Source organism: Streptomyces sp. 8N114 (assembly GCF_052245835.1).
Classification (GTDB): Bacteria; Actinomycetota; Actinomycetes; order Streptomycetales; family Streptomycetaceae; genus Streptomyces.
The window spans coordinates 25,121-43,722 of record NZ_JBQQBT010000002.1 but is presented as its reverse complement, the minus strand read 5'-3'; the positions used below and the strand labels follow the sequence as shown (position 1 = coordinate 43,722).

Here is an 18,602-nt window from a genome sequence, read left to right as displayed (position 1 = left end):
GCTAATCACTCTCTTGTTGCTCGTCGAGGCGGTCGTGCGTGTCGGGCCCGTCCGCCGGGCTGTTGCTGGACACGAAGGCGGCCAGTCCGGCGAACGACTCCTCCGGCGGAACGCCGTCGGTGTCGGCGCCCGCCGCGGCGCGCATGCCGTTGGCAGGGCCCGGTACGTCCGTGAGCTGCTTGCTGCGCTTGGGCAGACCGCCCGGTGTGGTGCCGTCCGGAACCGGCTCCTCGTCCGGGCCGACCAGGCTGCCCGGACCGGCTGTCCCCGCCGGGCCGCCCGAGGCGGCGTCGGAGCCGGCGGTGCCGGGTCCGGGCCGAGCCGTGACGGCGGGTTCGGACTCCCGCTGGAGCTTGGCGGCCCGCGCCGGCTCGGAGTACATGGGCTTGTCGAGGGGCTTGAAGTACTTGTGGGGCACCACCACGACTGCGGCGGTGCCGAGCCACGGCGAGTCGTCGAACGTGATGGTGATGCCGTACTTGCGGGCGAGGTTGCCCACCACGCGCAGGCCGAGCTGCGCGTCCTCCGCCAGCCCGCCCGGCCCGGAGCCGATCATCACGCCGTTCAGCAGCCGCAACGCCTGCTGCCTCTTCTCCGCCTTGAGCCCGGTTCCCGCGTCCTGGATCTGGATGCCAAGCCCGTTGGGGACTTCCCGGCCGGAGACGATCACCGGTTCCGCCGGGGGCGAGTACCGCGTCGCGTTGTCCATGAGGTGCGCGAAGATCAGCGTGAGGTGGTCGACCAGGTTGCCGTCCACGCCCAGTTCTGGCAGTCGGCGTAGCTGGACGCGCTTGTACTCCTTGATGCGTCCCATGCCGCCGCGGACCACGCTGATCAGCGGCTGGTGGGTCTGCCACTGCCTGCCCGGGTGGTCGGCCCCGCCAAGTACGACGATGCTGGCGGCCAGGCAGTCGGCCGGGCCGATCTCCTGGTCCAGGTGCATGAGGTCACGGGCAACCGCGGGCAGTCTGCAGTGCACGCCCTGCATCTCGTGCAGTTGGGCACGGATCTTGCTCGTGTAGACCTGCATCCGGCTGCCGATGCTCACCACCGACTGGCGCGCCGAAGTGCTGCGGTCGAACTCCTCCTCGATGGCGAGCATGGCGGACCGCAGTAGCTTCCTGAGCGTGCTCTTGAACTCCTGCGGTACGTCGGGATCGTCGGCGAGCGGGCGCAGCAGATCGTCCATCGCCTCGCCCGCGCGCAGTTCGTCGATGGCCTTGGGCAGGAACTCCTCCGCGATCCGGACCAGTTGCTTCTTGTGGAACTCGGTCAGCTCGGAGAGCTGTGTACGCAGCGAGGAGACCTCGGCGGCGTGCTTCTCCTGTACGGATGCCAGCCAGCGCTCAGCCTGCGTCTTGTCCGCCGCCGCCTGCGCCTGGTAGTTCCCGGCGGACTGGCGGGCGCGGCTTTCGCAGTTCAGCAGGCGCTCGACGCAAATGGCCGTGGCCGCGGTGGCCAGCGCCCCGACGAGGAGGACGGTTGGCCGGCCTTGGGCCGACCCCGCGGCCATCGCCACGGCCGTGGCCATGCATATCGCTACGGGTAGTGACCACCACGCGTACCAGGCAGCGGGCAGCCGGGCCGCGGGTGAGTTCGTGGCTCGTTCCATCTGGGTCCTCAACCATTTTTCAAGCGGGGCTGGGTCGGAAACGCACTCGTCGTACGGCCGCTGCCGTACGGCGAGGCGGCGCTCACCGAATGGCCTGCTGGTAGTTCCGGTTCCTTTTCACGGGAGGCACAAAGCGGTCGGCAGGCCAACGGAGCCCTGCGAGTGCGTCAACTCGCCGGGAGTCGGGGAGCTTAACGAGAAGAACGTCCGCCCCGCAGGAGATGCCGCGTTCTGCCATGCATCCCGGATTTCCGTTCGAATACGACAGGCCAAATCCTTCGCTTCGGTTTTCGGAGCGCCGTGCGGGAAATCCCAGCCGCCGCGTATCACCGACGATCCATCCCGCCGTTAACGGCAACGCTTTCCGACTTCCTCCGTTCGGATAATGCCGCCCACTTGACTGTTCTTGCCCATTCTTGATCGCTCACGGCGACGGAACGCACCTGTCGTACGGCTGACCTGGACACATCCCATGAACCTGGGGAAACTGCCCTAGCACTGGCAGCTACCCCCCTCGCCGACCACGTCCGCCTGCCGGCCGCGAGCCCTCGCGGCCGGCGGGTTGACAGCCCCTGCTGCCCGTGTGACCTGGCCCAACAGGTCGTTCAGCTGACAAGTGCACCACAGTTCTCCGCTGTCCGAGGAGGAGCACTGCGCCACCGCACGCCCCACCGCACCACGCATGCCGTCATGCACCGCAGCACCGACGTGAGCGCATCCACGAACAGGAGGACTCACCGATGGGACGAAGCGGAATCAGCACCGAACTGGCAAACATGGTCAGAGACTCTGTCAAGAGCTGCACGGAAGATTACAAGCGCCGCGAAGAATCCGGTGTCGCACGCAGCAACAGGGCCGCGCGCGGAGAAGAGCGGCACGGGGGCAACGTGATGTTTCCCGTGGAAGGGGCGCTGGCCCGCGCGCCCAGGGCATTCCCCGCACCCGACGACCACGGCGCGGAACGTCTGCGCGGGCTGGACGCGTGTCTCGCCGTGATAGAGCGGGCGTTCCCCGGCGTCGAGACCGGCATCCGCCTGTGCCGGCTCTCGTGTGAATTACTGGAAGGTGCCTGGCGCGAGCGGGCGGAGAGCACGGACGTTGCACCCCACGATGATTCGTGCACCTGCACGCTCTGCTCCCACTTACCCAAGCCGCTCATCCGTAGCCTGGACGACTACAACTGGCGTAGAAGCGACGGACGTCCGCTCTCGATCAAAACGTGGCCCTTCCGAAAAGAACTGGACAGCGTGTTGACCGGGGGCTGGGTGTGGACCAGGAAGATGAACGACTCCGACCGGGATCTCGGCCTCAGGTTCCGGCACGAGGACGACATCCTGGTGCTCCACGAGTACAAGCGCGTCGAGGCGGCGATCCAGGTGTCCGACACCGCCCGGGCGGTCGAGCAGCGCCTCGCCGAGGACCGTACGACCAATGGGGCACGCGCCCTGATCTGCGGGCTCTACGCCGCCTACAAGCGGTCGGTCGACGAGCACTGGCTCAAACGGCACGTGTCGGGCACCGTCACGCTGCCCCAGTCCACACCGCTCGACCGCTCGGCCTACACCCTGCTTCAGCTCATGGACTGCCTGTTCTGGCACGTCTCCCCCGACAGCGAACTCTGGCAGGAGGAACACCTCGCCTCGCTGGTCCTGTGCCGGGTGCTCAACGACATGACCGACGTACGCGCGGACGCGGTCACCGGGGAGGCCAGCAACTTCTGGCTGAGCTCCATGTCCACGCACGAGAAGGCCCTGTACGGGGCGTGCGTCGTCGCGCTGATCAAGTACGGGTGCATGCCGGAAGCGCACGGTCTGCTGTGGAACACATGGCTGATGGGCACCACCATCGTCTGGGAGGGGCTGACCGGGCGGCACGCCCTGTGGTTCGACGGGATCACCAACGGCCTGCCCCCAAGGGACGACTGCCCCCTGTGCGGCATCGAGCCCAACGCCTGCACCGGTCTGCTGACCGACGGAGTCACACTGCGCATCGGCCGTACGACCACGGTGGACGGGCTCGGCGAACGCGCGGCCCAGCTCTCGGCTCGCTGCCGCAGCGAACACCCGGAAGTGTGGCGGCTGTTCGACCAGGAGCTCGCCGCTTTCGAGGCGCTGCACGGGGAATGGCACGGTGATGTCGGCACGGTCTGGGTCATACTGCGCCGCACCTACATAGCCGCCGTCATCGCCTCCCTGGCGGGCGGCGAGGGAGCCCGCGACGTCCAGATCGACTCCGGCAATGTCGGCGCGGACCTGTTCCACGCGCTGCACCGACCGCCCACCTGGAAGGAGGACACGGCCCTGCTCGCCTACATGTTCGGCTGCGCCCATCCGCACTTCCTGTGGAACGCCCAGGGCTTCACATCGACCGCTGTCGGCGGTGACTGGCTGGACGGCTGAGCGGCGCCGAACGGCTGGGCCTCGCGGGACGCCGCATCAGCCTCACCCTCACAGTTGTCCCGACGAGGGGGTGCCCCTGCCCGGGTCACCCGGGCTGCGGGTGCTCCCCCAAGCTCTTCGAGCAGGGAGGTACCCCCAGGCTGGGCGCGCAGTTCCCCGCGCCCCTTGCGGGGCGCGGGGAACTGCGCTCGGGAGGTCTGCGTAGGGCACGCAAACTCAAGCGGGCAATCGCTCTAGCGGGGTGCTTCCGCGCAGCCTCCGCGGCGTAGAAGGTCGACCACCTGGGTGTGGAGGGCCGCCAGCCCCCCGGGCGGCAACGGTGCCGGACTGCCGGAGAGGGTGTACCACTCTTCCGCACCGGTGTACTGCACATCGATCGCGGCTCGCCCGCCGGGCGCACGCCGGGTCACAACGGTCACCTCGCCGGTGATGACGCCGACCTCGTCGGTCATGATGCCGCCCGGACCCGCCTGGACACGGTCCTCGTACCTGTCCGGCCCACGGCTCGCCTCACGGCCGGTCATCGCCCGCACGTCTCCAGCATGTCGTCGAGCTTCTGCTTCTCGGCGCGGGTGACCGTCAGTTCGTACGTGGATTTCACCGCAGTCCAGGCGCGAGCGTACGTACACCAGGAGGTCTTGGCCGGGGGCTGCCACTCCTCGGGACCCTGGTCGCCTTTGGTCCGGTTGGTCGAAGCGGTCACCGCGAGCAGCTGCGGGTGGGTCAGATCGTTGGCGAACGCCTCGCGCTTGCGCTGTGTCCAGCCATCGGCTCCGGAGCGCCAGGCGTTGGCGAGCGGGACCATGTGGTCGATGTCCAGTTCGGAGGCGTCGGTGATTTCCTTGCCGTCGTAGAGGCTGGTCCAGTGCCCGGAGACGGCCCGGCATTCCGCGTTGCGTTTCACGTCCGTTCCGGCGCGGGCGAGGACCTTCTCGCGGGTGTCGCAACTGTCGCCCTGCGCGCTCCAGTGCGGGAACTTCTCCCGGCTGTAGCCGGACATCGACCTGTGCGCCGCCACCTTGAGCCCGGACAGTTCGCGTCGGGCCGTCGCCGCGCTGGGTACGCCCGGCAAGCCCCTCTCACCGGCCGCCTGCTCGTCACCGGCCCGCCCGGAGGCGGGCGGCTTGTCCTCCGGCGGTGAAGACGTCTCCGCGGACGAGCAGCCGGCCACCGCGAGCATGACCAGCGCCACCGCCCCTGGTCCCCACCACCGCTGACGCCTCATAGCTCTCCCGTGCCTCCGCCTCGCCGACTCTCCCGGCGGAGCCTACGGCAGGACCGGGCGCGGGGGCACGGGTGTGGATACGACGAGTGAACTGGTGGTCTGGCCGTGCAGCAGGAATCGGTCGAGTACGGATTCGAGGTCGCTCAGCTCCGGCACATGCACCTTGAGCAGGAAACAGTCCTCACCGGAGATCCGGTGGCACTCACTCACCTCGGGTGTGCGCTCGGCGAGTTCGGTGATGCGGGCCATCTGGCCGGGGCCGGGCCGCAGCCTGACCCAGGCCGCGACGGGGCGGCCGAGCGCTGCGGGGTCCACATCGAGCCGGTAGCCGCGGATGACGCCCGTCTCCTCCAGCCGCCGGATGCGCTCCCGCACGGTGGGCGCGGAGACGCCGAGTTCGCGGGCGAGCTCCGAGGCACCCCGCCGGGGGTCGGCCGCCAGCAGGTGCAGCAGGCGTCCGCTCAGCTCATCGACAGGCTGTTTTCCGTTCTGAAAGCGATCGCTGGTCACGGCTTTCCCTCCCGCAGACAACAAGCACGCCTGGCCTTCAAACGTCGATGGCTCCGTGCGCTGCTGCTTTCTAGGTTAGAGGGCATGCAGAACCCCGACACCGGAACCGCTCGCGGGAAGGGCGCCATACGCAGCGGGCAGGCCGCTCACACCCTGCGCGCCGGACGCGTGCGACGCGTATCGCCGCACGCGTACTTCGTCGTCAGCGCCGTCTTCCACTACCTCGGCCCGGCCTTCGCCGTTCTGCTGTTCGCGCATGTCCAGCCGCTGGGCGTCGCCTGGCTGCGGATCGTCACGGCCGCCGCCGTGTTCGCGGTGTGGCGGCGGCCCTGGCGGCAGTGGCGGTCCGCCGACCGCGCGACCAGACGCTCGCTGCTGGTCTGGGGCGCACTGCTGGCGGCGATGAACTCGAGCTTCTACCTCGCCATCGACAGACTGCCGCTGGGCACCGTCGCCGCGATCGAGTTCCTGCCGGTCATCGCCCTCGCGACGGTGGCGATACGGAGCAGACGCAATCTGCTGGCGCTGGTCACGGCGGTCGCCGGGGTGTATCTGCTGACCGACGTTCACCTGGCCGTCGAGCCGCTCGGGCTGTTCTTCGCTGCCGTCAACGCGGCGCTCTTCGCGCTCTACGTCGTTCTGGCCCACCGCGCCTCCCGCAACCCCGCCGTCAGCGGCATCGACGGCCTCGCGCTGGCCATGCTCATCGCCTCGGCCGCCGCGCTGCCCGTCGGCATCGCCCAGGCCGTACCCGCCCTGACCGACCCCCGGCTGCTGGCCGCGGGCGTGGGCGTAGGTGTCTGCTCGTCGGTGATCCCGTACGTCTGCGACCAGTTGGCCATGGCCCGGCTCAGCCGGGGCACGTACGCGCTGCTGGTGTCCCTGCTGCCCGCCACCGCGACCGTCGTCGGAGTGCTGGTGCTGGTGCAGATCCCGGTGCCGCTGGAGGTCACGGGGGTGGTGCTCGTGGTGCTGGGCGTCGCCGTGCACCGCGAACGGTCGCCGGAGACACCGGGCAACCCGTCCGGCATGCCGGACGACCCGCCCCACGTCCCCTGCGATCTGCGGACGTACGAAGGCGCGCGGCCCTCAGCACCGCCGACTCCCCCACCCCACAACAACCGATGACCCCACCCGCCAACAACCGACAAGACGGACAGGACCACAACATGCACTACACCCGGCTCGGCACCACCGGCCTCACCGTCTCCCGTATCTGCCTGGGGATGATGAGCTACGGCAACACCTCCGAACGCGCCTGGCACCTCGACGAGGCGGCGGCGGAGCCGCTCCTGCGGCGCGCGGTCGAGGGCGGTGTCACCTTCTTCGACACCGCCGACGTGTACGACGACGGCGTCAGCGAGGAGCTGACCGGCCGCATGCTGCGCAGACTCTTCCCCGACCGGGAGGCCTACGTGCTGGCGACGAAAGTCTACTTCCCCATGGGCCCGTCCCCCAACGACCGCGGCCTGTCCCGGAAGCACATCATGGCCGCCGTCGACGCCTCCCTGCGCAGGCTCGGCACGGACTACGTCGACCTGTACCAGATCCACCGCTGGGACTACGGGACACCCATCGAGGAGACGATGGAGGCGTTGCACGACGTGGTCAGGGCGGGCAAGGCCCGCTACCTCGGCGCTTCGGCCATGTACGCCTGGCAGTTCGCGAAGGCGCAGCAGATCGCGCGCGAGGCGGGCTGGACCCGATTCGTGTCGATGCAGAACCACTACAACCTCGTCTACCGTGAGGAGGAACGGGAGATGCTCCCGCTCTGCGCCGACCAGGGTGTCGGCGTGATCCCGTACAGCCCGCTCGCGCGCGGCCTGCTGGCGGGCGGGCGCGAGCGCGGTGGCGCGCGGCACACCGTACGCGCGGGCGACGACCCGCTGGCCGACGAGATGTACGAGGACGCCGACTTCGACGTGGTCGACGCCGTCCGCGCGCTCGCCGCCGAACGGGACGTGCCTCCCGCCCGGATCGCCCTGGCCTGGCTGCTGGGCAACCCGGCCGTGACCGCCCCGGTGATCGGCGCGACGAAGGCCGCCCACCTTGACGACGCGCTCGCCGCGGTCGACATCCACCTGAGCGCCGGCGAACGCGAGCGACTGGAGTCCCCGTATCGCCCGCACCGCATACTCGGCCACACTTGATCCGCCCGTAAACCCGATCCCCTCCGACGAACGGTGCTGAGAACTCGTCGTTCGCCGTTGGGCCGTTGGTGCCGGGATGGGCTGTGGGAGCTGCCAGAATCCGCGCATGGTTGCGACGACATATCTGGCTCTGACGACGCAGTTGGTGGAGCTTGGCTGCTGAGCGGCTCGCCCGCGGCGACCCCGCCGGTACCCCGTTCGGCGACCCCGTCCGCGCGCACGCCGCACGCCGAAGACGGGACGCCGGACACAGCCCGGGCCAGGATCGCCTGGCCCGGGCTGTTCCGCTCCGCGCGTACGGTCAGCTACGGCTTCTGCTGTCGCAGGTCAGGTCAGATGGTGAAGGTGGCCAGGACCACATGGTGGTCCGACGTGGGTGTGGGGATGCTGCGCGCTGAAGTGGCCGTCAGACCGCGGTGGAAGATGTAGTCGAACTTCTTTCCGACGTCGTGCGTCGGGGGGCAGGCCGTGGCGTCCGGTACGCATCGGGGGTCGGCCTCCTTCCACCCGGCCTTCCACAGCGGCTTGAGCGGGCCTTGTGCGGTGGGCTCGCTGTTCAGGTCGCCCATCAGGATGCCGGCCTGGGGGGTGCCTACGCCGTTGGCGAGCGCCTGGGTCTGTTCGGTCTGGGTGCCCTTGTAGCCGATGTGGGTGTTCCACACCGGGACGGTCCGCTTGCCGAATCCGACGCGCGCCCACACCACGCCGCGTTCTTCCTTGTCCTCCGACGTCGACACGGCCGGCAGCCGGAAGGTGCCCTTGCTCAGGACCTTTCCGGCTCCCTTTCTGACGAGAAGGGCGTCCCCGTTGGCGCCCTTGCTGCCCGCCCCGTTGCCGCAGCGCCAATCGGTGCGCCAGGTGCCGTGCACGGCTTCGTAGTGGAGACCTTGTGCCTTCAGGTCGTCGAGCAGGTGGTCGACCCACTTCACGCAGATCTCCTGCAGGCCCAGCACATCGGGGCGCTGATTCTTGATGACGTTGGTCCAGCCCGGCTTGTACCACGGGTTCTTGGGCATTTCCCAGTTCCAGGTCATCACCCGGACGGACCGGGCGGCTGCGGGTGACGACTTCGAAGCGGCGTCCGGCCCTGAGCGGAGCGACTGATGTGCGGTCGTCGGCGTGGTGCATGCCGTGGTCGCTGCCAGTACCCCTGCGCCCAGAGCGGCCAGGACGGCGCCCAGACGGGTGCGGTTGACGGTCATGCTTCCTCCGTGAATTCGATGCCGTGGCAGACAGCTGGTGCCGCGATCCGACGCAGCGGGATGCAGTGGATTTCTGACGGGCTGTCCCTGCGGTGGCTCCCGAACCCGGACCAGCCAGGCATGAGCATGCTGACGTCGTCCGAGCGGGGGCAAGACGTCATGGCTGTCCCGGACAGCTCCTCGATGTCCTGGCTGGTCAGCCGGGCTGTCCGAGGGCTGTCCCAGCACTCCCCGGGCACCCCGGAACCGCAGCCGCCCGACCTCGGAGGCCGGGAAGGCCGTGAGGGCCGTGAGGGCCGTGAAGGCCGTGCGCGGGACCGGACCGGTCGTCCGTACGGACCGCGACGGTGCACCTACCGTCCGGCCACGCCACGTGCGGCAGGTTCCGCCCGTAGGGTTCAGGCGACCACCGCGTGCAGTACGAGGATGGCCAGATCGTCCTCGAGCGGCTCCGGACCGAACTCGTGCGTGGCCTGACGCACGCGTTCCGCCACCGCCGCGGCCCCCAGTCCGACGCAGCCGGCGAAAATCTTCGCCAGGCCGTCGTCGTCGTCCAACTGTCTGCTTCCGTTGCGGCGTTCCGTCACCCCGTCGGTCACGCACAGCAGCGACTGTCCCGGCGCCAGATCGAAGCTGTAGGCCATGAAGTCGGAGCCCTCGTCGATCCCGAGCAGGAGCTGTGACTCCAGCACCGGCACGACCTCCCCGTCCGCGGACAGCTTCAGCGGGGGCGGATGGCCGGCGCTGGCAGCGGTGCAGTGGGCACCGCCCACCCGCTCGTCGGGCTCCAGCTCTCCGTAGATGAGGCTCAGAAAGCGCGGCTGGGCGCTCTCGCCGCCCACGGCCACGGCCTCCGCGCCCTCCTCGGCCATGGCGGCGTTCAGCTTGCCGAGCACGGATTCGACGCCGTGACCCTCGCGGGCGAGCAGCCGCACCAGGTGGCGGGTGAGCCCGGTGACGGACATCGCCTCCGGGTCCTTGCCCTGGACATCGCCGAGCAGGAAGGACCAGCGGTTGCGGCCCATGGGGAAGAGGTCGTAGAAGTCGCCGCCGACGGTCTGGCCCGTCGCGTGCGGTTCGTAGACGATCGCCGTCTCCACGCCCGGGAGGTCGGGCAGCGACCGTGGCAGCTGCTTGCGCTGGAGGGCACTGCTGATGGTGGTCTGGCGGGTGTACTGGCGGGCCGTGACGACTGCCTGTGCCACCCGGCGCGCGACGTCCTCCACCGTACGGGCGGCGGAGCCCGTCATCTCCGTCGGGCCGGACCTGCCGATCATCAGCGAGCCCAGACAGGTGCCGCCCGCGACCAGGGAGAAGGCCAGCGCCGAGCCGCTTCGCCCGGACGCCTCTCCGGGCCAGGGCCAGGGGAGGCCGACGGTCCGCAGGCCGGCGGGCGGCGGATCCGGTTCGAGGGCGAGGCGCAGCGCGCCGACCTTGCGCTCGTCGGAGTGCCAGACCCGGGACAGGCGCATCCCGCCGGTCTCCGTGGTCAGCCATACCGCGCACCAGTCGGCCAGCCGCGGCACCAGCAGCTGGCCCGCCAGCGCGGCGACCATGTCCTCGTCAAGCTGCCCGGCGAGGAGCTCGCTGGCCTCGGCCAGGAACGCGCCGCCGGGGTCGGTCCACCCGGCCGCGCGGCGCGGCTCCGCCTGTCCGGGGGCCGCGGGGGCCGAGAAGATCTCCGCAGCCTCCAGCTCGCGGTGCAGGGCCTCACTGAGCGCGCCCGTGGGGCTGGGCACCGTCTCGGAGACGGCGATACGGAACCAGACGATCTTCTCCGTACGCCGGTAGACCACGCCCCAGGACTCGGCCAGCGTTCCGACGATCTGGAGGCCGAGCCCCCGTGCGCCGGTGCGGCGGCTCGACGAGTCGCCGGTGACGACGCGGCCCGAGGGCTGCGCGTCGGTCACCTCGACCAGGACGGCGACGATCTCGACCGGGCCGCCCTCGGTCGCCCCACCGTCACGCGTGTCACGGGGGGCCGCGTCCTGCGGAGGCCGGGACCGCGTCTCCACGGCGCAGGCGACTTCGATCCGGGTTCCCGCGTGCACGAGGGCGTTGGTGACGAGTTCGCTGACGAGGAGCTCCGCGTCCTCGGTCAGCCGTCTGGTCTGCGACTCCGGCGTCGCGCTGGAGCGGCCGTGCTTGTCGATCTCCGAGCGTACGAGCGCGCGCGCCGCGGAGGGCGCGAGGTGACTTGTGGGGAGGGCCCGCCGCGACGCGGGATCGCTCAGGCCGACGGACGGTAGTCGCACAAGCCTCTCCTGACTCGGATGACCGGCGCTAACCCATCTATATTAGGATAAGAGAGACTATAAGGGATGCCGAGGATGGGATGCCATGGAGGACCCCATGGACGACCCTCAGGGCCTTGCTGTGCGGGAGCGGGATCTCCGTCCGCTGCTGGGAGCGATGAAGTCGCTGAGCGACGGAGACTTCTCGGCGCGCGCGGGGGTCGAGAGCCAGGGCATATTGGGCGAAATCGCTGGAACGTTCAATCAGATAGCCGCCCGTAACGAACACCTGGCTTCCGAGCTGAAGCGGGTCCGCCGCGAGGTGGCCAAGAACGGCCAGCTGGACGAGCGGGTCTCGGCCAGTCCCGGCCAGGGAGCCTGGTCCACCAGCGTCGACGAGGCGAATCAGCTGATCGAGGCCCTCGCAACCCCGGTGATCAGGGCGACTCACGTACTGGAATCGATTGCCGACGGGGACCTGGCCCATCGCGTGGAGCAGTCCGGGTCCCAGCAGTGGCTCCAGGGGGACCTCGGACGCCTGGAGGGGGGACTCCACCGTCTGCTGGAGCAGCTCTCCATGTTCACCGGAGAAGTCACCCGAGTCGCCCGGGAGGTCGGCACCGAGGGCAACCTCGGCGGACGTGCGGATGTGGGGGAGCTCTCCGGCGACTGGCGGCGGGTGACTGAGGCCATCAACGACATGGCGGAACGGCTCACCGGTCAGGTACGCGACATCGCCGGTGTGACGACTGCGGTCGCCAACGGAGACCTGACACAGAAGGTCATGGTCGAGACTTCCGGAGAGCTGCTGCAGCTGAAGCTCACCGTGAACACGATGGTCGACCAGCTCTCCGCGTTCGCCGACGAGGTCACCCGCGTTGCCCGCGAGGTCGGTACCGAGGGCAACCTCGGTGGACAGGCCGAAGTGCGGGGGCTGTCGGGCGTCTGGCGGAACCTGACCGACAACGTCAACCTCATGGCCTCCAACCTGACCTCCCAGGTCCGCAACATCGCCCAGGTCTCCACGGCCGTTGCCCAGGGTGATCTCAGCCAGAAGATCACCGTGGATGCGAAGGGCGAGATCCTGCAGCTGATGAGCGCGGTGAACGCGACGGTCGATCAGCTCTCGGCGTTCGCCGACGAGGTCACCCGCGTCGCCCGCGAGGTCGGCACCGAAGGCAACCTCGGCGGACAGGCACAGGTCCGCGGCGTGTCCGGCGTCTGGCGTGACCTGACCGACAACGTCAACCTCATGGCCTCGAACCTGACTTCGCAGGTCCGCAGCATCGCTCAGGTCGCCACGGCGGTCGCCGACGGCGACCTCTCCAAGAAGATCGATGTCGACGCGAAGGGCGAGATCCTGCAGCTGAAGACCACCCTCAACACGATGGTGGACCAGCTCTCGGGCTTCGCCGACGAGGTCACCCGCGTCGCCCGCGAGGTCGGCACCGAAGGCAACCTCGGCGGACAGGCACAGGTCCGGGACGTGTCGGGGGTCTGGAAGGACCTCACCGACAGCGTCAACTCCATGGCACTGAACCTCACTTCGCAGGTCCGCAGCATCGCCCAGGTGACCACGGCGGTCGCCAACGGAGACCTCTCCAAGAAGATCGAAGTCGACGCACGCGGCGAGATCCTCGAACTGAAGGACACCGTCAACACCATGGTCCGCCAGCTGCGGGCCTTCTCCGACGAGGTCACCCGCGTCGCACGGGAGGTCGGTACTGAGGGCAACCTCGGTGGTCGCCGGGCCGAGGTCCACGGGGTGTCGGGCCTGTGGAAGGACCTCACGGACAACGTCAACTTCATGACGATGAACCTCACTTCGCAGGTCCGCAACATCGCCCAGGTCGCCACCGCCGTCGCCAACGGAGACCTCTCCAAGAAGATCGATGTCGACGCACGCGGCGAGTTCCTGGAGCTGAAGACCACCCTCAACACCATGGTCGACACCCTCTCCTCCTTCTCCTCGGAGGTCACCCGTGTCGCACGGGAGGTCGGCAGCGAGGGGACGCTCGGCGGACAGGCCCGCGTCGAGGGCGTCTTCGGCACCTGGAAGGGACTGACGACCAGCGTCAACGAGCTCGCCCTGAACCTCACCACGCAGGTCCGCGCGATCGCCGAGGTCGCCAGCGCCGTCACCCAGGGCGACATGACCCGCTCGATCCAGGTGGACGCACGCGGCGAGGTCGCCGAGCTGAAGGACAACGTCAATGTGATGGTGGCCAACCTGCGCGAAACCACCCGCACCAAGGACTGGCTGGAGTCCAACCTGACCCGTATCGCCGGACTGATGCAGGGCCAGCGCGACCTGGTGGAGGTCGCCGACCTGATCCTGCGCGAGCTGACGCCGCTGGTGAACGCGCAGGCCGGAGCGTTCTTCCTGGTCGGCTCCGGCGGGAAACCGGGCGAGGAGCTGGAGTTCATCGCCGGCTACGGCACCAGCGGCAACGAGCACCCCGGCGGACCCGACTCCCCGCTGCGCGGCCTCATCTCGCAGGCAGTCGCCGAGAAGAAGCGCATCCTCATCGAGGACGCCCCGCCGGACTACGTACGGGTGGAATCCGGGCTCGGCTCCGCACCCGCGGCACACATCCTGATCCTGCCGATCCTCTTCGAGGACAGGGCACTCGGCGTGATCGAGGTGGCCTCGTTCAGCAAGTTCAACGATGTCTATCTGACGTTCATCGACCAGTTCGTCCACACCATCGGCGTCTCGATCAACACCATCCTGGCCAACGCCCGTACGGAAGTACTGCTCTCCGAGTCCCAGCGGCTCACCACGGAACTGCGCCAGCGCTCGGACGAACTGCAGCGCACCAACGCCGAGCTGGAGGAGAAGGCGGCGCTGCTGGCCACGTCCTCCCAGTACAAGTCGGAGTTCCTGGCGAACATGTCGCACGAGCTGCGCACACCGCTGAACTCGCTGCTGATCCTGGCGCGGCTGCTCGCGGACAACCCCGACGGGCGGCTCTCCGACCAGGAGGTGGACTTCGCGACCACGATCTACCGTTCCGGTTCGGACCTGCTTCAGCTGATCAACGACATCCTCGATCTGTCGAAGGTCGAGGCCGGGCGGATGGATGTGCGGGCCAGGAAGCTGCCGCTGACAAAGCTGCTGGACTACGTGCACGCGACGTTCCGGCCGATGACCATCGACCGCGGGCTGGGCTTCGAGATCGCGGTGGGCGAGAACGTGCCGCGCGAGCTGTACTCCGACGAGCAGCGCATCCAGCAGGTGCTGCGCAATCTGCTGTCCAACGCCGTGAAGTTCACCTCCTCCGGCGGTGTGGAGCTGCGGGTGGACCGCGTCACCGACATGGAGTTCAGGGAACCGACGCTGCGCGACGCCGAATCCGTGATCGCCTTCTCCGTGAAGGACACCGGAAGCGGCATCCCGCCGGAGAAGCTCTCGGTCATCTTCGAGGCGTTCCAGCAGTCCGACGGCACCACCAGCCGCAGGTACGGCGGCACCGGGCTCGGGCTGTCCATCAGCCGCGAGATCGCCGGGCTGCTCGGCGGCCGTATCGACGTCGAGAGCACAGAGGGTGTGGGATCGCGGTTCACCCTCTACATTCCGTCGGTCTACCCCGGCAGCGCCCCCTCCCCCGCAACGGTGCCCACAACTGCGACGCCGAGCGTGGACCTCCGCGAGGGGACTGCGGCCGTCGCCCCGGAGCCGTCTCCGCCCACTGCGCTGCCCGAGAGGGAGGGGCCGGAGCCCTCCCGGACGGCCACACCCCGGCAGCCCGCACCCGCACCGGAACCGGAACCGGAACCGGCCACCCCCGAACGGCCGGCCGCTCCGGCAGACTCGACTGCCGCAGCATGGCCGGAGACCCCCGAGCCCACTGCCGCTCCCCTCTCCCCCACACCCCGGGCCGAACCGGCCGTACCTCAGATGCCCCGCATCGAGCCGCTCGGACGGGACGAGGGACACGAGCACGCCTGGCCCGAGACGACGCAGCTGAAGCAGTGGCTCGGCGCACCGCAGGGGCAGGTGCTGACAGGCACGACCGTGCTCATCGTGGACGACGACATCCGCAACGTCTTCGCACTGACACACGTACTGGGCCGCGTCGGGATCTCCGTGAAGTACGCCGAGAACGGCCGCGAAGGTCTGGAGGTCCTGGACCGTTCACCCGAGGTGTCGATTGTCCTGATGGACATCATGATGCCCGAGATGAACGGCTACGAAGCGATCCAGAGAATCCGTCGCACACCGCGGCTGGCGGGACTGCCCGTCATCGCGCTCACCGCGAAGGCGATGTCCGGCGACGCCCAGAAGGCGATCGACAGCGGCGCGGATGTCTACGTCAGCAAGCCGGTGGACCTCGACAATCTACTGCAGGCCATGTACGACCTGCTCAGCACACCCGGCGCGCGCTCCGAAACCGGGGCCTGGGCCGGCAGCAGCTCGAACACAGCCGGTGACCCGGGCGCTGCTTCCCCCGCCGGCGGTGCAGACGGCGGCGACGGCTCGGACGCGAGCAGTCCGCAGTCGGCGCCCGGCACCGATACCGACGACCCGCCGGGAGGGATGCCATGACCTCGGCGGCGCCGGAGAAGTCGAGCATTCTGATCGTCGACGACATGGAGGAGAACCTCGTCGCCCTCCAGGCCGTGCTCGGCCCCTTGGAGCAGCAGCTGGTGACCGTACGCTCGGGCGAGGAGGCTCTGAAGGCGATGCTCCGCCAGGACTTTGCGCTCGTACTGCTCGATGTGCTGATGCCCGGGATGGACGGCTTCGAGACGGCGAACAACATCAAGCGTCTCGACCAGACCAAGGACGTCCCCATCATCCTGCTGACCGGCACCGACGTGGACCGGGACTACGCCTACCGCGGCTACGCCCTGGGGGCCGCGGATTTCCTCGCCAAGCCCATCGACCCCTGGGTGCTGCGTACGAAGGTCAACGTATTCCTGGACCTGGACCGCAAGAACCGGCAACTCGCCGTCCAGGCAGAGCAGTTGCGCCGTCTGCTGGTCGCCGAGCACGCGTCTCCCGGGGCCGACCCGCAGACAGCCGCAGTCGGCGCCGAGCAGCTGGCTCAGATCACCGAGCAGCTCGACCGGATCGAGGCGATGCTGCGGAGCCAGGAGACTTCAGAGGGCCCCGAACTCGCCGACTATATCGCCGAGTTGGAACGCTCGATCCGTCGGCTGGAGACGGGGTGAACGCGAAGCCGCCGTCGCTGCGTGTGTGGACTCCGGCTGGGCGCTTCCGGTGGCGTCCGCAAGACGAGTGAGGAAATACGACACGGGCTGTCCGGTTTTGGGGCGAGCATGATGTCACCGGTCGGCGTCGATGACGGCGAGGACCGGGTCGTATCGACAGACAAGGAACTCGATGGGATTCATGCCCGACACATCGACACCGGACCTCCACGGAAAGATCGCACTGGTCGCGGGGGCCACGCGGGGCGCAGGGCGCGGCATCGCCGTACAGCTCGGCGCGGCGGGGGCGACGGTCTACGTCACCGGCCGCACGACGCGGGAGCGGCGCTCGGAGTACGACCGGTCCGAGACGATCGAGGAGACTGCGGAACTCGTCACCGCCGCGGGCGGCACCGGCATCGCGGTGCCGACCGACCACCTGGCGCCTGAGCAGGTCCGTGCACTGGCCGAGCGCATCGACGCAGAGCAGGGACAGCTCGACGTGCTGGTCAACGACATCTGGGGCGGCGAGCGGCTGTTCGCGTTCGACACTCCGGTCTGGGAGCACGACCTCGACAACGGACTGCGGCTGCTCCGGCTGGGCGTGGAGACCCACGCGATCACCAGCCACATCGTGCTGCCGCTGCTGGTGCGGCGGCCGGGCGGGCTGGTGGTCGAGATGACCGACGGGACGTCTGCGTACAACGCAGCGAACTATCGCAACTCGTACTTCTACGATCTGGTCAAGAACAGCGTGCTGCGCATGGCGTTCGTGCTCGCACACGAGCTGAAACCGCACGGCGGGACGGCGGTGGCGCTCACCCCGGGCTGGCTGCGTTCGGAGATGATGCTCGACAACTTCGGTGTCACCGAGGACAACTGGCGCGACGCGCTGGCCACGGTGCCGCATTTCTGCATCTCGGAGAGCCCGGCGTACGTCGGACGCGCGGTCGCGGCGCTGGCCGGCGATGCCGATGTCGCCCGGTGGAACGGCCAGTCGCTGTCCAGCGGGCAACTCGCACAGGAATATGGCTTCACCGACCTCGACGGCTCGCGTCCGGACTGCTGGCGCTACCTGGTCGAGGTCGACCATGCCGACAAGTCGGCGGACGCGACCGGGTATCGGTGACGGGCACCGCTCTTGGGCCGCGGCGATAATGCCGCGGCCCGTGAGCGGGCCATCGGTCGGTCCGGGCTGCCCCGGCGCCGTGTCATCAGGGTGATGAGTGTCCAGTTCAAGTGTCCTTCGGCGTGGGCGGGCAGCCTCTCGTGGTCGCGGACGTTTCGGCGGGCGTTCGTGATCGTGAGCGAGACCGCGCCGGTAGAGTCGGCTGGACGGTACTCGCCGGGGGGAAACTGATGACGGCAGCGGACGCTGTGCCCATAGTCTTCGTTCACGGGACACGCTTCAGCGCGGGACAGTGGAGCATGCAGCTTGCTGCACTCCGTGACGAATTCCCGGTAGTCGCCGTCGACCTGCCCGGCCATGGGGAGCGCTCGGCTCAACCTTGGAGCCTGAGCAGTGCGACAGAGGTCATCGCTTCCGCGGTGGACTCGCTCGACCGTGGACCGGCTCTGGTCGTCGGGCACTCGCTCGGCGGCTACGCCTCGCTGGAGTTTGCGCGGCGTCGTCCAGAACAACTGCGCGGGCTGATCCTCGCGGGAGCCAGCGCCTCCACCCGCGGCCTCTGGGCGGCGCCGTATCGGTGGGTCGCCAGGCTGGTCCCTCATATACCGGCGGATCGGCTGGCCCAGTGGAACGACCGGTTGCTGCGGCGGCTCTACGCACCAGAAGTGGTGGAGGCGACCATACGTTCCGGCTACGCCTTCCACACCCTGCCCGCAGCCTGGGGCGAGGTATTGGGACGCTTCGACGCAAGCGCGATACGTTCTGTGGAGGCTCCGGTACTGATCCTGAACGGCGAGAAAGACACCGTATTCCGGGCCGGCGAGGCGGACTTCGCCCGCGCACATCCCCACGCTCGCGTCGAGCTGATCCCGCGGGCAAGACATCTCGCGAACTTCGACGACCCGGACGCCTTCACCGATGCCGTCCGCCGCTTCGCTCGGCAGCTCCCTGCCGTCAGCTGAGTGCGCCATCGCCGGGACCGCA

At 69.0% G+C, this 18,602-nt stretch carries 13 protein-coding genes; 7 read left to right on the top strand and 6 right to left on the bottom strand.

The genetic code is table 11. The features are described from left to right. Nucleotide 1: 1 nt before the first annotated feature. The gene (locus ACTWQF_RS05715) at nt 2–1,612 is read right to left on the bottom strand and encodes a sensor histidine kinase (protein WP_443277654.1); all 1,611 of its coding nucleotides are present in this window, start codon (nt 1,610–1,612) and stop codon (nt 2–4) included. Between the two features lie 1,280 nt (nt 1,613–2,892). Here ACTWQF_RS05715 and ACTWQF_RS05710 point away from each other — a divergent pair. Then, nucleotides 2,893–4,011, top strand: a complete 1,119-nt coding sequence (locus tag ACTWQF_RS05710; RefSeq protein WP_443277652.1) for a hypothetical protein — start codon at nt 2,893–2,895, stop codon at nt 4,009–4,011. 233 nt (nt 4,012–4,244) lie between these two features. On the opposite strand, the gene ACTWQF_RS05705 is transcribed toward ACTWQF_RS05710, so the two are convergent. The 3 genes from ACTWQF_RS05705 to ACTWQF_RS05695 are packed head-to-tail and all read right to left on the bottom strand — an operon-like array spanning nt 4,245 to nt 5,746. Further along, nucleotides 4,245–4,535, bottom strand: a complete 291-nt coding sequence (locus tag ACTWQF_RS05705; RefSeq protein ID WP_443278469.1) for a hypothetical protein — start codon at nt 4,533–4,535, stop codon at nt 4,245–4,247. After that, the gene (locus tag ACTWQF_RS05700; protein ID WP_443277650.1) at nt 4,532–5,236 is read right to left on the bottom strand and encodes an HNH endonuclease family protein; all 705 of its coding nucleotides are present in this window, start codon (nt 5,234–5,236) and stop codon (nt 4,532–4,534) included. Before ACTWQF_RS05700 ends, ACTWQF_RS05705 begins: the two co-directional genes overlap by 4 nt. Nucleotides 5,237–5,278: 42 nt before the next feature. Further along, on the bottom strand, nt 5,279–5,746 hold the full coding sequence (locus ACTWQF_RS05695; protein ID WP_443277648.1) for an Lrp/AsnC family transcriptional regulator: 468 nt from the start codon (nt 5,744–5,746) through the stop codon (nt 5,279–5,281). Nucleotides 5,747–5,830: 84 nt separating this feature from the next. Here ACTWQF_RS05695 and ACTWQF_RS05690 point away from each other — a divergent pair, with 84 nt between their 5' ends. Both ACTWQF_RS05690 and ACTWQF_RS05685 read left to right on the top strand, forming a co-directional pair. Beyond that, a complete protein-coding gene (locus ACTWQF_RS05690) occupies nt 5,831–6,874 on the top strand; it encodes an EamA family transporter (RefSeq protein ID WP_443277646.1) in 1,044 nt (347 codons plus the stop codon). 41 nt (nt 6,875–6,915) lie between these two features. Then, a complete protein-coding gene (locus ACTWQF_RS05685) occupies nt 6,916–7,896 on the top strand; it encodes an aldo/keto reductase (protein WP_443277644.1) in 981 nt (326 codons plus the stop codon). A gap of 332 nt (nt 7,897–8,228) precedes the next feature. Here ACTWQF_RS05685 and ACTWQF_RS05680 read toward each other — a convergent pair whose 3' ends face one another. Beyond that, nucleotides 8,229–9,098 (bottom strand): endonuclease/exonuclease/phosphatase family protein, encoded by an 870-nt coding sequence (locus tag ACTWQF_RS05680; protein ID WP_443277642.1) that lies wholly within the window; start codon nt 9,096–9,098, stop codon nt 8,229–8,231. 398 nt (nt 9,099–9,496) lie between these two features. Beyond that, nucleotides 9,497–11,353: a SpoIIE family protein phosphatase gene (locus ACTWQF_RS05675; RefSeq protein WP_443277640.1), complete on the bottom strand. Its 1,857-nt coding sequence runs from the start codon at nt 11,351–11,353 to the stop codon at nt 9,497–9,499. 97 nt (nt 11,354–11,450) lie between these two features. Here ACTWQF_RS05675 and ACTWQF_RS05670 point away from each other — a divergent pair, with 97 nt between their 5' ends. The 4 genes from ACTWQF_RS05670 to ACTWQF_RS05655 all read left to right on the top strand — a co-directional run bounded on the left by ACTWQF_RS05670 (nt 11,451) and on the right by ACTWQF_RS05655 (nt 18,580). Then, the gene (locus tag ACTWQF_RS05670; RefSeq protein ID WP_443277638.1) at nt 11,451–15,881 is read left to right on the top strand and encodes a HAMP domain-containing protein; all 4,431 of its coding nucleotides are present in this window, start codon (nt 11,451–11,453) and stop codon (nt 15,879–15,881) included. Continuing rightward, nucleotides 15,878–16,510 (top strand): response regulator, encoded by a 633-nt coding sequence (locus tag ACTWQF_RS05665; protein ID WP_443277637.1) that lies wholly within the window; start codon nt 15,878–15,880, stop codon nt 16,508–16,510. The genes ACTWQF_RS05670 and ACTWQF_RS05665 overlap by 4 nt, the downstream gene beginning before the upstream one ends. A 172-nt stretch (nt 16,511–16,682) precedes the next feature. Next, nucleotides 16,683–17,618 carry an SDR family oxidoreductase gene (locus tag ACTWQF_RS05660; protein WP_443277636.1) on the top strand — a complete coding sequence of 312 codons (936 nt, stop codon included), beginning with the start codon at nt 16,683–16,685 and terminating at the stop codon, nt 17,616–17,618. Nucleotides 17,619–17,848: 230 nt separating this feature from the next. After that, nucleotides 17,849–18,580 carry an alpha/beta fold hydrolase gene (locus ACTWQF_RS05655; protein WP_443277634.1) on the top strand — a complete coding sequence of 244 codons (732 nt, stop codon included), beginning with the start codon at nt 17,849–17,851 and terminating at the stop codon, nt 18,578–18,580. Nucleotides 18,581–18,602 lie beyond the last annotated feature (22 nt).